The organism is Streptomyces sp. JLSY215 (assembly GCF_059682825.1).
In genome coordinates, this window is sequence record NZ_CM185022.1 from 5,877,430 (window position 1) to 5,890,628 (window position 13,199).

Consider the following 13,199-nt stretch of genomic DNA (forward strand, 5'->3'; position numbering starts at 1 on the left):
TTTCTGCTCAGTCGTCCGATGCCTGGACCTCCGGCGGGCCCGGCGTCAGCCCCAACAGGCCCCGCACCACGGCGTACTTGGCGGTCAGCCGCTCCCGGGTCGGCCCGTCCAGCACGGCCAGCCGGGCCGGGTCCGCGTTGTGCGCGAGGTCGGCCTCCTTGACCAGCAGCGCGCCGGGCGTGGCCAGGATGCGGGCGGTGTACTCCCCGACCGGCTCGCCCGCCCGTTTGGTGACGGCCAGGACCATCGCCTTGGTGGCCGCACTCAGCGCCGCGCCCGCCAGCCACTCCCGGCTCAGCGCGTCGTCCTCGACGGCGTCGTGCAGCCAGGCCGCCGCGATCTGCTCGTCGCTGCCGCCCCGCGCCGCCACCCCCGCCGCGACCGCGGCGAGATGCTCGGCGTACGGACGGCCCGCCTTGTCGGTCTGTCCCGCATGGGCCCGCCGGGCCAGTCCCTCGACCTCGGTGAGCGAGAGCGGCGCGGGCGGTGTCGTATCGGCCATACGGCCATTGTCACCCGGGGCCGGTGCCGGTGCCGGGGCCTGTGCCGTCGTGCCGTAGCGCGGCCGCCATCACCTCGTGGGCGATCGGCGCCGCGACGCTGCCGCCGCTGATGTCCGACCGGTCCGCGGCGGCGTCCTCGACCACCACCGCCACCGCCACCGCCGGCTCGCTGCTGTCCTTGGCCCTCGCCCAGGAGATGAACCAGGCGTACGGCACCCCTTCGTTACGCGGCCCGTGCTGCGCCGTACCGGTCTTCCCGCCGACCGTGGCGCCCTTGATGGCGGCCTGTCTCCCGCTGCCGTGCTCGACGACGTCGACCATCATCTCCTGGAGCTGCTCGGCGACGGACGGTCCCATCGCCTGGCGGGGGGAGCGCTGCGGCGGCCCGGCGTCCAGGGTGGTTCCCCGGGCGTTGGTCACCTCGTCGACCAGGTAGGGCGGCGTCAGAATCCCGCCGTTGGCGACCGCCGCCGCGACCATCGCCATCTGGAGCGGGGTGGCGGTGGTGTCGAACTGTCCGATCGCCGACAGCGCGACCTGTGACGCGTCCATCTGCGTGCCGAAGGTGCTCGGCGCCACGGGGGAGGGGATGCGCAGCCGGCGGTCGTTGAACCCGAACCGCTCCGCGGCCTCGGCCATCCCGTACAGCCCGACCCGGGCACCCAGCCGCGCGAAAACGGTGTTGCAGGAGAGGCGGAAGGCGTCCTTGAGACTGGCGTTGTGGCAGCCCTTCGCCGCATTGCCCAGACGGGTGACGGTGCCGGGCAGGGTGTACGGATCGGGGGTGTCCGTGGGTGCGTCGATGTCGGTGACCCGACGGCTCTCCAGCGCCGCCGCCGCGGTGACGACCTTGAAGACGGAGCCGGGCGGATAGGCCTTGCGGATCGCCCGGTTGAGCATCGGCCGGCGGCCCGCGCCGGTCAGCCGCCGCCAGGTATCGCTGACCGAAGTGCCGTTCCCGGAAAGGGAGTTGGGGTCGTACGAAGGGGTGCTCACCAGCGCCAGGATCCGTCCGGTACGCGGCTCGATCGCGGCCACCGCGCCCTTCTTGCGGCCCAGCCCCTCGAACGCGGCGCGCTGCATCGCGGGGTCGATGCTGGTGGCGACGCTGCCGCCGGGCCGGTGGCCATGGGCCGCCCGGTCGCCCCAGGGGAAGGTGGCGAGCCGGTCGTCGGTGCCGGCCAGGATGCCGTCCTCGGCGCGCTCCAGCAGGGAGGTGCCGTAGAGCTGTGAGGAGTAGCCGGTGACCGGCGCGTACAAGGGCCCGTCGGTGTACGTCCGCTCGTAGCGCAGCCGGCCGCCGCTGTCCCGGGAGCCGGTGACGGGTCTGCCCGCGACCAGCACGGCGCCGCGCGGCTGGGCGTAACGGGCCAGCGCGGCACGGCGGTTGGCCGGGTTCGCGGTGTAGGAGCCGGCCTCCCACACCTGCACCCGGGCGGCGTTGACCAGCAGCGCGAGCAGGAGGAGGACACAGATCGCGGCGGTCTGGCGGATGCAGCGGGTCACCGGCGGGCCCCCGGCGCGGGGCGGGGCTCCGGCGTGCGGTGGGCGCGCTCCGCGGCGGGGGCCCCGGCCCGCCACGGCCGCTGCGGCCACCGCCGCCGCGGCCGCTCGGGCCCCCGCGCGCGGTCGCTGATCCGCGCCAGCAGCGCCACGATGATCCAGTTCGTCACCACCGACGACCCGCCCTGCGCCAGGAACGGCAACGCCATCCCCGTCAGCGGGATCAGCCCCATCACCCCGCCCGCGATGACGAACACCTGGACGGCGGGCAGCGCGGCCAGCCCCACCGCCAGCAGGGCACCGAACGGTTCGCGGATGCCGAGCGCGGCCCGGAAGCCGCACCCCACCAGCAGGGCGTACAGCACGAAGAGCGCGCAGAGCCCGGCCAGCCCCAGCTCCTCGCCGAAGGTCGCCAGCACGAAGTCGGACTTCATGGCGAACCCGATCAGCTGCGAGTCGCCCTGCCCCAGCCCCGTCCCCAGCAGCCCGCCCGCGGCGAAGGCGAACAGCGACTGGGCGAGCTGGCCCGGCCCCTTGCCCGCCGCGATGCCCGCGAACGGATGCAGCCAGTCCTCGACCCGCCCGTGCACATGCGGCTCCAGCGTGGCGACCGCCGTCGCACCGGCCGCCGCCAGCAGCAGCCCCACCGCCAGCCACCCGATCCGTCCGGTGGCCACGTACAGCAGCACCACGAAGATCCCGAAGAACAGCAGCGAGGTCCCCAGATCCCGCTCCAGCACCAGGACGCCCACGCTCACCAGCCAGATCGCCACCACCGGACCCAGCACCCGGCCGGTGGGCAGCCGCAGGCTCCACCTCGTGCCCCCGGCGCCCAGCGCACCGCGGTGCGTCGCGAGATAGGCCGCGAAGAAGACCGTGATCAGCACCTTGGCGAATTCGCCGGGCTGGAGCGAGAGCCCCGCCATCCGGATCCAGATCTTGGCGCCGTTGATGGCCGGGAACGCGATCGGCGCGGTCATCAGCAGCAACGCGAGGGCGGCGCAGGGGGCGGCGAACCGCTGCAGCATCCGGTGGTCGCGCAGCACCACCACCACGCCGATGAAGAGGCCGACGCCGACGGTGGACCACATCAGCTGGGCGGGGGCGGCATGGTCGCCGGGCGTCTCCAGGTCGAGCCGGAAGATCAGGACCAGCCCGAGACCGTTGAGCAGGACGGCGATGGGGAGCAGCAGCGGATCGGCGTACGGGGCGCACAGCCGCACGGCGAGATGGGCGAGCAGCGCGAGCGCGCCGAGGCCGGCGGCGTATTTCGCCGCGCCGACCGGAACGGCGTGCCCCGTGGCGACCCCCACGGTCAAATAGCCGCAGACACTGATGAACACGGCGCCTGCCAGGAGGCCCAGTTCGACGCCCCGCCGCCTGGGTGGCAGCGGCACGGGTGGGGGAGCGTCCGCGGGACGCGCGGGAGCCGCCGGTGCCGTTGCCGTCATGGCAGGCAACGTAGCAAGCGGCGAGCCATATATCCGTTATGTCGCACCCGGTGTTCGGGGACGGGGCGGGGGCCGGACCGCGCGGCCGGATGCCGTCACCGGATTCCTCCGATGGGGCCGTCCTTTAGGGCGGGGTGGGGGTACCTCCCGCTTGCGGGGGGAGAACCGGTCTCCTGTGGAGCAGGGGGATAGCGGTTTCGCCGTCAGGGCGAAACGGCGTCCGCCCGGGGGAGGGGTGAGGGTCCCCGCCGAGATCGATTGGTCTCAACTGTCAGTCCTCCCGATGAGGTTGATGTGTATGACGGTCGAGGCGGCGGTGGAGGGTGCCGGGTATGCCCGGTGGACGTTCCGGCTGCGTGTGTCGTCCGCGGCCCGCTCTGCCCTGATGGGCGAGTGGGACCGGTGCATGGGGTCTCCCCTGCTCGAGCGGAGCCGAGAGCTTGGGGAAGGGTGTGGAACGAGTGCGTTGCCAAGTCCAGAGCCATCCATTTGCACAACAAGGCCACCGGCGAGAAGCAGACGTGCGGTCCGGCGCAGCTCGACAAGATGCTGACCCGGGCCCGTGCCGGTATGCCGTGGCTGCGTGAGGGCTCCTCGGTGTCGCAGCAGCAGTTGATCCGCGACTTCGGCAAGTCCCGCGCGAAGGCGCAGAAGGACATCAAGGACCGGCTGCCGATGTGCCGGCGGGCGGGTATGCCGAGGTGGAAGAAGAAGCGCGAGGCGCTGCCCAGCCTCAGCTACACCCGGCGCGGCTTCCGCCTCAAAGACGGGCGTCTGCACCTGGCGGGCGGGATCGTGCTGACGGTGGTGTGGTCGCGGGACCTTCCGGCCGATACGTCCAGCGTCCGCGTCCACCAGGACACCACGGGAGCGTGGTACGCCTCGTTCGTCGTTGCGGCCGAGATCGAGCCGCTGCCCTCCACGGGCCGTGTGATCGGCATCGACTGGGGCGTGAAGGAGACCGCAACTACCACATCCGACGCCCACGACCTTCCCCATGCCCAGCACGGCCGCTCAGAAGCTGGCCCGCTATCAGCGGATGATGGCCCGCCGTAAGCCGAAGCGCGGGCAGGCCGGATCGAACGGCTACAAGGCAGCGAAGCGGCAGACTGCGAAGCTGCACAAGAAGGTGGCCCGGCAGCGCCAGGACACTGCCCGCAAGTGGGCCAAGCGGGTTGTCCGGGACCATGACGCCTTTGCAGTGGAGGACTTCCGCCCGAAGTTTCTCGCCAGGACCACGATGGCCCGCAAAGCGGCCGACGCTGCGATCGGAGCCACCAAAGCGGCCCTGGTCGAGATGGGCCGCAAGCATGGCAGGGTCGTGCACCTGGTACACCCCGCGCACACCACCATGGACTGCGCACAGTGCGGAGCGAGAACCAAGCACGCACTACCTCTTTCCGAGCGAACGTATGCCTGCACCGCGTGCGGAGTCGAATCCCCCCGGGACAAGAACTCCGCCCGCGTAATGCTGGTCCGGGCTGGTCTCAACCCGGCTGGTGCTGATCGCGGAAGACCTGACCAGGCGCTGCCTGGTCTGGCGGCGTGAGCCAGAAATCCCCACACAAGCCCTGGAGGGCGAGGAATCCCCTCCCTTCAGGGAGGGGAGGATTCAAACTTTGTAAACTCGTCCAGACCGACCTGGACGACCTGAAGCAGCTCAACAACCCGACCGAAAAGTCCGAACAGACCGAAAAGCACAAGGCCGAGCTCGTCACGCCGATGCGGCCGACCGATGACATCGGTCGACGGCATGGACCCGCGCCATGACCACCGCGGGCGAGGGGCTATGGCGTACGTCTCATCCGTGCACGCCGAGTGGAGGTCCCGTGCCGTCTCGGCCCGATGGGCCGCGGAGCGCGGGTGACCGACCCCCTCGACGAAAGGCAGTATTAGCGTCATGACGACTCTCCGTTCCCGGATCATCGCCTGGGCCGGCCGTATGTATCTGGCGAGAACACGCAAGAAGGGCTTCGACCTGTCTCGGATGTCTTTCTTGCCCGAGTCCGTCCTGATGCCCTTGCGGCGCGAGGGGCTCAACCCGGTGGGCGAATTGGGGGCCGTCCGGGAGAAGGAACCGATCACCAGACTTCCGGTGCCGATAGCCGCCAACGTCTGGCTGGTCACCGGCTATGACGAAGTCAAGCAGGTGCTCGGAAAGGCCGATGCCTTCAGCTCGGACTTCACCAACCTCGTCGGCAAGGCCGGCGCGGGCGCCGAACAGAACCCCGGCGGCCTGGGATTCGCCGACCCGCCCGTCCACACCCGGCTGCGCCGTCTGCTGACCCCCGAATTCACCATGCGCCGCCTCGGCCGGCTCACCCCGCGCATCCACGAGATCGTCGAGGAACGACTCGACGCGATGGAGGCGGCGGGCAAAAACGGCGACCCGGTCGACATCGTGCATTCCTTCGCGCTGCCCATCCCTTCCCTGGTCATCTGCGAACTCCTCGGTGTCCCTTACGAGGACCGCGCCGACTTCGAACGTCTCAGCGCCGCCCGATTCGATCTCTTCAGCGGGGCAAACGCCTCCTTCGGCGCCATATCCGAATCCCTTTCCTATTTCCGGGACATCGTCAAGAAGCAGCGCGAAAACCCGGGCGACGGCCTGCTCGGCATGATCGTCAAGGAACACGGCGACACCGTCAGCGACGAAGAGCTGGCCGGCCTGGCCGACGGCGTCCTCACCGGCGGCTTCGAGACCACCGCCAGCATGCTCGCCCTCGGCGCCCTGGTCCTGCTTCAGGAGCCGGAGCACTTCGCGGCCGTCAAGGACGGCGAGGACGCGGTGGAGCGCTATGTCGAGGAGCTGCTGCGCTACCTCACCGTCGTACAGGTCGCCTTCCCCCGCTTCGCCCGCGAGGACATCGAGATCGGCGGTGTGGCCATCGCTTCCGGCGACGTGGTCCTGTGCTCGCTCAGCGGGGCCGACCGCGACGGCAAACTCGGCCCGGAAATGGAGCAGTTCGATCCGTCCCGCAACGTTCCCTCCCACCTCGCCTTCGGGTACGGAATACACCGCTGCGTCGGCGCCGAGCTCGCCCGGATGGAACTCCGCGCCGCCTATCCCGCCCTGGTCCGCCGTTTCCCGAACATGCGCCTGGCCGCCAAGCCCGAAGAACTCGAATTCCGCAAGCTGTCCATCGTTTACGGAATCGAGTCGCTCCCGGTCCATCTCGACGGCTGACCCAGCGCTTCCCGGCGCCGCCATGCGACCGGGCACCCGGCCCGTTCGCCGAGTGCCCGGTCGTCGCATTCCGCGGTGGTCATCCCCCGGCGGCCGCCGTCCCCGCCGGCGGCAGCGAGTCCCGCGCCGTACGGGGCGTATGCGGTACGTGGCCCACGCCGTACGTGGCCTGTGCGCCCTGCGCCCCCGTTCTGAGCTTCAGCGGCCACCCGGCACACACCGCACGGATCCGCCTGCGGTGAAGCCCCGCCGCGCGCCCAAGGTCTCCGTGGCGCGCGGCGGGGATGGGCGGTCACATGGCTCAGTTGCCTACCAGTCCAAGATCGCGGAGGAGGTCGGGCACGAAGCCCTGGTCCTGCTCTTTGCCCCCGTCCGATTTCGTGGACAGAACGCTCTTGCCGTGCGAACCTCCATGGTCGTCCGCTGTGGCCAGGCTCGCGCCACCCAGTACGGCAGTGCCGGCCAGTGCTACCGCCGCGAGGATGGTGGGGATACGCATGCTGTGCTCCTGTTCGTTGGGGATGCGTCACTCCACGATCGGCACAGGCGCGCACGGGCGCGCGCCGGGCTACTCCATTCACGGGCCGGGTTACGCCCGATGGAGTGGGCAGCCCGTCGGGCGGACGGTATCTGCCTACCCCAGACAGCCGCCGACGGCCACGCAAGCGCCGTGCCCGGTCCCTTCCGACCCCCGTCGACCGGGCCGCGGATGCCACGCACCGCCCGCATGCGGCCCGCGTGACCCCGACGGCGCCATGCGGGTGACGGGGCGGGCCGGATGAGCCGCCTGGCCCACTAGGCATGCCGACGGTCGCAAAGAGGTCCATTCTGGAGACAGACGGTAGGGCCGCCGGCCGTCGACTCCGTTGTCCGTTGTGTGGCGGGTGGCCCCATTTCCCCTGGAATCTAGATGAGCGCACCGCCGACACCGATTACGGTCATCTGTGACAGCCCGCTCTTTATTCACGGCCTCGCGCATGTGATCAATCGCGAGCCGGATCTCCAGATTGTGACCTCGGTCACCACGGTTGACGAGCACCGCCGTGCGAGAAATGGCGGCGGGCTCATTCTGCTGAACCTTCAGCTGCCCACCCTGGAGACCTCCAGCGTTGTTTCCCAATTGCATCTGCAGGGATATGCGGTCATCGTGCTGTCGGTCTCCGAAACGCAATCCGACGTCGTTTTGTGCATCAAGGCCGGCGCGCGTGGTTATCTGGGGCAGAGAATCGGCGAAGACGAGTTGCTGACCGCTATCCGTGCGGTGGCTTCGGGGCACAGCTACTTCTCCACGCACCTCAATGGCCGGGTGCTGCCCGTACCGCCACTCCACATCACCGACCGGGAGCGGCAGATCCTGCAGCTCGTCGCCAACGGCGCCACCGACCGGGAGATCGCCGCCAAGCTGAACATCACCGAGAACACGGTGCATTCACATCTCGACCGGCTGCGCAGCAAGAGCGGCTCGCACCGCAGGGCGGATCTGACCCGGCTGGCGCTGCGCTACGGCCTGACCGGTGATTGATTTTCGAACGAGGTTGGGTAGATCTACCCATGGAGAAGTCTCCGGGCCTACCCACAGGCGGACAGGTCATTCTGCCCCTTGAAATTCCGTGCGAATGAGACAAACGTTGCCTGTGAAGAGTGCAATGACGCAGCGCCAAATGGCATGTCGCGTCGCAGTGCGGCACGCGTGAGGGCGCTCACGTGGGATCCACAACATTTCGCATTCACGTCACCGGTCTTTTATATTCACGCCGCCGGTTTTTCAGGCGAAAATCACGAAATATTGCGTGACTTCCCTTTTTGAAATTATTCAAATTTTACGGGACTGATCATGAAGAAGATACTCGGTGTCGCAACGGCCGTTTGCCTGGCGGCCGGGGCGTACGGCATCACAGCCACCGAGGCCAGCAGTGCACCCCAGACAATGAGCTCGGCAGCTGCACAGGCAGCACAGAGCCATGTCAAGGGTGCAGGAACCCACTCGAAGGCGAAGGCTCCGGACCGCCGCAGGTGCATCAGGGTGAACGGAGTTCTCAGGTGCCGCCAGGTCGTGGGCGGCGCCCAGGGTAATGCGATCGGCAATGCCAGGGGTAATGCCGGTGGTGCCGGTGCTCAGGGCAACGCGATCGGCAACGCCCTCGGTAACGCCGGTGGTGCCGGTGCTCAGGGCAACGCCATTGGTAACGCCAGGGGCAATGCCGGTGGTGCCGGTGCTCAGGGCAACGCGATCGGTAACGCCACGGGCAATGCCGGTGGTGCCGGTGCTCAGGGCAACGCGATCGGCAACGCCCTCGGTAATGCCGGTGGTGCCGGTGCTCAGGGCAACGCCATTGGTAACGCCAGGGGCAATGCAGGTGGAGCCGGTGCTCAGGGCAACGCGATCGGCAATGCTCAGGGCAATGCAGGCGGTGCCGGTGCTCAGGGCAACGCCATTGGCAATGCTCAGGGCAATGCAGGCGGTGCCGGTGCTCAGGGCAACGCCATTGGCAATGCTCAGGGCAATGCAGGCGGTGCCGGTGCTCAGGGCAACGCCATTGGCAATGCTCAGGGCAATGCAGGCGGTGCCGGTGCTCAGGGCAACGCCATTGGCAACGCTCAGGGCAATGCAGGCGGTGCCGGTGCTCAGGGCAACGCCATTGGCAACGCTCAGGGCAATGCAGGTGGAGCCGGTGCTCAGGGCAACGCCATTGGCAATGCTCAGGGCAATGCAGGCGGTGCCGGTGCTCAGGGCAACGCGATCGGCAACGCAGGCGGTTAGTTAGCCATGGGGACCGGAAATGCCAAGAAGCCGCCTCGTGTCGGAGCGGCGGCCGAGGCACTGCCGGACCGGGACGCGCCTACCGGACAAGCTCCGGTAGGCGCGGGCCGGGGCACCGGATTCCCGCCGGATCAGGGCAACAGACCGGGCAAAATATCCGGTCTTTCACCCCTCTCGGTGACCATCATCGTGCTCGCAGTCGTGGGTGTCGTGGTAGCGGCTGCTCTGCACTTGGCGATGGTCTTCCTTAATGTCGCCCCCCGGAACCCCCTCTCCCAGCAGCACGCCGCGGGAATCAACGCCTACGTTTCCCCCGACTTCACACAGGGCTGGAAGCTTTTCGCCCCCAACCCGCAGAACGAAAATTCCCATGTGCAGGCCCGCACGATGGTCCGCATGCCCGACGGAAGCCTGACGACCACCAGCTGGGTGGATTTGGGTGCGGTGGCCGAGGCGGGGATCGTGCACAACCCATTCCCCAGCCAAACGCAGCAGAGCGAACTCTTCACCGCCTGGAGCAACTACGCCGACCTGCACGACAGTCAGGGCCGCTCACTCGGCGCGCAGGGAAATCTGACCCAGCAGTATCTGCTGCGCATTGTCGCCCATCGCTTCGGTCCGCACCTCGACGGCGGCACCGTGGTCCGCATCCAGGTGCGCGGGGCCGTGACCCCCGTGGACACGCCGTCATGGGCTCACAACAAAATCGACACCACTACCAGCTATCAGCTCATGCCGTGGTGGACCGTCAATCCCGAGGATTTCAAGTGACCGCATACTCTCCGGCCACACCGGCCCGCGCATACGTGCCGTCTCCTTTCACCGGGCTTCGGCGCCGCATCCGTACCGCGTTCATGCGGGGCATCGAGCGTATTACCAGCGGCACCGTCGCGCCGTATCAATCGGCCGCCGTCCGGATCGGATTCTCGCTCACCTGGCTCGGCTTTCTCCTCCGCGAGTGGGTGCACCGCAACGAGCTCTACGGGGTGGGCAGCCCGTTGAACTGGAGCATGGCCCGCGAACTGGCCACCACGAACCAGGCCTTCACCGTCCTCATGTGGTCCGACGGCCGGCTGTGGTTCGAGACCGTCTACGCGGCGGCGATGGTCGCGTCGGTGATGCTGCTCCTCGGGTGGCGCACCCGTACCGCCTCCCTGCTTTTCATGATCGGCGTGCTGTCGCTCCTGAACCGCAACCCCTTCGTGGGGAACGCCGGTAACGACGTCATCCACGTCATCGCGATCTACCTGGTGTTCACGCGCTGCGGCCGGGTCTGGTCGCTGGACGCGAGGCGTACCGCGCGCGGCCGCGACAGCGGGGGAGGCGAGGACGGCGGCCGGGACACCGTGGGGATCGTCATGTGGGTGTTCCTCACCGCCGTACTCGCCCTGGTCACCGTGCAGGGCAAAGTGAGCGTGGCCTGGGCCCTGCTGCTCTGGGTCTTCGCCGTCGTGCAGGCGGTGCGATGGCTGGTGCGCCGCTATGCGCCCGGTGAGCCCCGCACCGTGATCGAGATGCTCGGCAACGTCGTGCACGCGGGGGCGATACTCGTGATCGCCGTCCAGGTGTGCCTGATCTACTCGGCCTCCGGCTGGTACAAGATCCAGGGCTCCCTCTGGCAGAACGGCACCGCGCTCTACTACCCCTTGCACGTGGGCGTCTACACCCCCTGGCCCGGGCTGTCCCACGCCCTCGCGAGCAGCAGCTTCATCATCCTGCTGCTGACCTACGGCACGGTGATGGCCGAAGTCGCCTTCCCCTTCACGCTGTTCAACAGGCGCCTGAGGACCGTGATGGTCGCCATCATGATGGGCATGCATGCGGGCATCGGCGTTCTGCTCGGCCTGCCCTTCTTCTCGATGGCGATGATCGCCGCGGATGTGCTCTTCCTGCCGACACCCATCCTGCGGTGGGTGGGGGACCGTATGGTCCGCGCAGTGACGCGGACGCGCGAGGCGGTGCCCACGGCGCGGGCGGCCCAGAAGGAGACCGAGCCCGTCCACTAGAGCGATCGCCGGAAAGCCGATCGCCGGAAAGCCGATCGCCGGGAAGCCGATCGCCGGGAAGCCGATCGACGGAGACCCCCGCGCATCATCGTTGACCTGCTCATTCGCAGGCCCATGTCACGGCCGACGCCCGGCGGTCATCTGAAATTCCGGTTGACCGATAAGCGAGTTGACGCCGGTTCGAGGCGGGCGTGTGATTCGGCGCGTCACGGAGTGGGTGCGTGGCATTTCGTATTAACCTCCATTAACTGTATGAAGTCGATCAATTACTGATCGAATCCGGTCAATCTATGGAGATGACATGCGCAAGATTCGCGAGGCCGCCGTCGTGGTAGCCGTTCTCGGCAGCGTCGGCCTCCTCGGTGCCGGCACCGCCTTCGCCGGCGGCGGGGCCAACGGCGGAAGCTACAGCCGCGTCCAGTCGAACCAGCAGGACTCCTACCAGCAGCAGTCGAGCGGCCACCGGCACGGCAGGTCGCACGGTCACAAGACCATCATCCGGCAGCACACCTCGTGCCGGGCGCACGACAAGAACGTCGATGTCCTCGGCGAGGTCGCGATCGCGAACGGCCTGCTCGGCTTCCACGGCCACAAGCACGGGCGGGGCGTGCAGTCCACGAGGATGGGCCTGTCCATGGGCTGCGACAACATCATCCGCCTGTAATAGCGCCGAACGGTGCGAAGCAGCGCAGAGGCCCGGACTCAACCGCACCGAGTCCGGGCCTCCACCCGTACGCGCGAAGCGGCAAGTGAGCGACTGTCCCGCGTACTTGCCGCCGCGGCCGGGCGACAGCGATGTGCTTGGCCCATCGCCACTTTCGCAGGCGGGTGACGTGATATGCCCTGTCCGCGGGCAGCCGCCGGGGCGTGAACTACCGGCCGCGGAAGGGGTCGTGTCCCTTTTGGTGACCCTCGACAGAGCCGCCCCCGCACCCCTGTCCTCGCCGGTGTTGCGGGGCATTCTGGGGAGAGTAGCCTGGAATTGATGTCCTGCCAGATCTGGAGGTAGGCGATGTTTCTCCGATTGCTGCGGCGTCATAAGCCGCATCGGCTCGTCCTTCTCGGTAACGGCCGTCTGATCCGCGGCTTCAGCGGCGGATTCTACGACGGTCACGGATACCAGCACTGACGCCGTTTTACGGTGAAATCCTGGAGGAAACGCGGTGGCAGCGGACACCGATGCCCTGGCAGCCATGGCAAGGATCCTGTCACCGCATTGCCGGGTGATCCGGATGTCCGACGGAGCGCTGATCGCGGACTGGAAGCGGACGCGTTTTCTCGGACTGGCGACGACGGAAGTTCAGAAATTCGCTTTCGGCAGCCCTGAGGAACGCGCCGAACTCGTCGCCGATCTCCTGCGTGCCGGGTGCGTGACGGTCCGCCGGAAGAAATACGCGGACGTCGACGTCGGGCTCTGGCTGGGCGGCGTGCACCTGCTGATCCGGACGGTTGGATTCGGGCGGGTCCTCCGGCTGCTGTCCCTGGCCGCCCCGGGTTACACCCGTGCGGACCTCCCCTCCACGGAGGAGGTCGGACGGCTGAAACGAGCGGTGCAGTCACACCGCAGCAGAAGCTGGTTCGTCAACGGCGACTGCAAGTCCGAGGCGGTGACGGCCTTCGTGCTGCTGCGGCGGCGTGGCCTCAAAGCCGTACTCCACGTCGGCGTGCGGGAACACCCGTTCGCCCTGCACGCATGGACAGCCTCGGGCGGCCTGTGCATCCCCGACGCCGATCCACGAGGGCACGCCTTCACACCGGTGCTCTCGATCGACTGCGGAGGACAGTGAC

11 protein-coding genes and 1 pseudogene are annotated in these 13,199 nt (G+C 68.4%); 8 read left to right on the forward strand and 4 right to left on the reverse strand.

Annotated elements, in window-relative coordinates; translation table 11 throughout:
• Positions 1–7 precede the first annotated feature (7 nt).
• The 3 genes from AC5677_RS26445 to AC5677_RS26455 are packed head-to-tail and all read right to left on the reverse strand — an operon-like array spanning position 8 to position 3,457.
• Positions 8–502, reverse strand: coding sequence for an HD domain-containing protein (locus AC5677_RS26445; RefSeq protein WP_497190415.1), 495 nt, complete (start codon positions 500–502; stop codon positions 8–10).
• Positions 503–512: 10 nt separating this feature from the next.
• On the reverse strand, positions 513–2,009 hold the full coding sequence (locus tag AC5677_RS26450; protein ID WP_497190416.1) for a penicillin-binding transpeptidase domain-containing protein: 1,497 nt from the start codon (positions 2,007–2,009) through the stop codon (positions 513–515).
• Positions 2,006–3,457 carry an FtsW/RodA/SpoVE family cell cycle protein gene (locus tag AC5677_RS26455; protein WP_497190417.1) on the reverse strand — a complete coding sequence of 484 codons (1,452 nt, stop codon included), beginning with the start codon at positions 3,455–3,457 and terminating at the stop codon, positions 2,006–2,008. Before AC5677_RS26455 ends, AC5677_RS26450 begins: the two co-directional genes overlap by 4 nt.
• Positions 3,458–3,755: 298 nt before the next feature.
• Between AC5677_RS26455 and AC5677_RS26460 the strand changes: the two are divergent.
• Positions 3,756–5,006 (forward strand): annotated as a pseudogene (locus tag AC5677_RS26460) (RNA-guided endonuclease InsQ/TnpB family protein).
• Between the two features lie 351 nt (positions 5,007–5,357).
• A complete protein-coding gene (locus AC5677_RS26465; RefSeq protein ID WP_497190418.1) occupies positions 5,358–6,644 on the forward strand; it encodes a cytochrome P450 in 1,287 nt (428 codons plus the stop codon).
• A gap of 301 nt (positions 6,645–6,945) precedes the next feature.
• Here the strand turns inward: AC5677_RS26465 and AC5677_RS26470 are convergent, their stop codons facing one another.
• Positions 6,946–7,143 (reverse strand): hypothetical protein, encoded by a 198-nt coding sequence (locus tag AC5677_RS26470; RefSeq protein ID WP_497190419.1) that lies wholly within the window; start codon positions 7,141–7,143, stop codon positions 6,946–6,948.
• Positions 7,144–7,554: 411 nt separating this feature from the next.
• Between AC5677_RS26470 and AC5677_RS26475 the strand changes: the two genes are divergently transcribed.
• The 6 genes from AC5677_RS26475 to AC5677_RS26500 all read left to right on the forward strand — a co-directional run bounded on the left by AC5677_RS26475 (position 7,555) and on the right by AC5677_RS26500 (position 13,198).
• Positions 7,555–8,166, forward strand: coding sequence for a LuxR C-terminal-related transcriptional regulator (locus AC5677_RS26475; RefSeq protein ID WP_497190420.1), 612 nt, complete (start codon positions 7,555–7,557; stop codon positions 8,164–8,166).
• Positions 8,167–8,478: 312 nt separating this feature from the next.
• Positions 8,479–9,405 (forward strand): hypothetical protein, encoded by a 927-nt coding sequence (locus AC5677_RS26480; protein WP_497190421.1) that lies wholly within the window; start codon positions 8,479–8,481, stop codon positions 9,403–9,405.
• Positions 9,406–9,582: 177 nt separating this feature from the next.
• Positions 9,583–10,176, forward strand: coding sequence for a DUF5819 family protein (locus AC5677_RS26485; RefSeq protein WP_497190422.1), 594 nt, complete (start codon positions 9,583–9,585; stop codon positions 10,174–10,176).
• Positions 10,173–11,411 (forward strand): HTTM domain-containing protein, encoded by a 1,239-nt coding sequence (locus tag AC5677_RS26490; protein WP_497190423.1) that lies wholly within the window; start codon positions 10,173–10,175, stop codon positions 11,409–11,411. The genes AC5677_RS26485 and AC5677_RS26490 overlap by 4 nt, the downstream gene beginning before the upstream one ends.
• 301 nt (positions 11,412–11,712) lie before the next feature.
• The gene (locus AC5677_RS26495) at positions 11,713–12,075 is read left to right on the forward strand and encodes a hypothetical protein (RefSeq protein ID WP_497190424.1); all 363 of its coding nucleotides are present in this window, start codon (positions 11,713–11,715) and stop codon (positions 12,073–12,075) included.
• A 568-nt stretch (positions 12,076–12,643) separates the two neighbouring features.
• On the forward strand, positions 12,644–13,198 hold the full coding sequence (locus tag AC5677_RS26500) for a lasso peptide biosynthesis B2 protein (protein ID WP_497190425.1): 555 nt from the start codon (positions 12,644–12,646) through the stop codon (positions 13,196–13,198).
• Position 13,199: the final 1 nt, after the last annotated feature.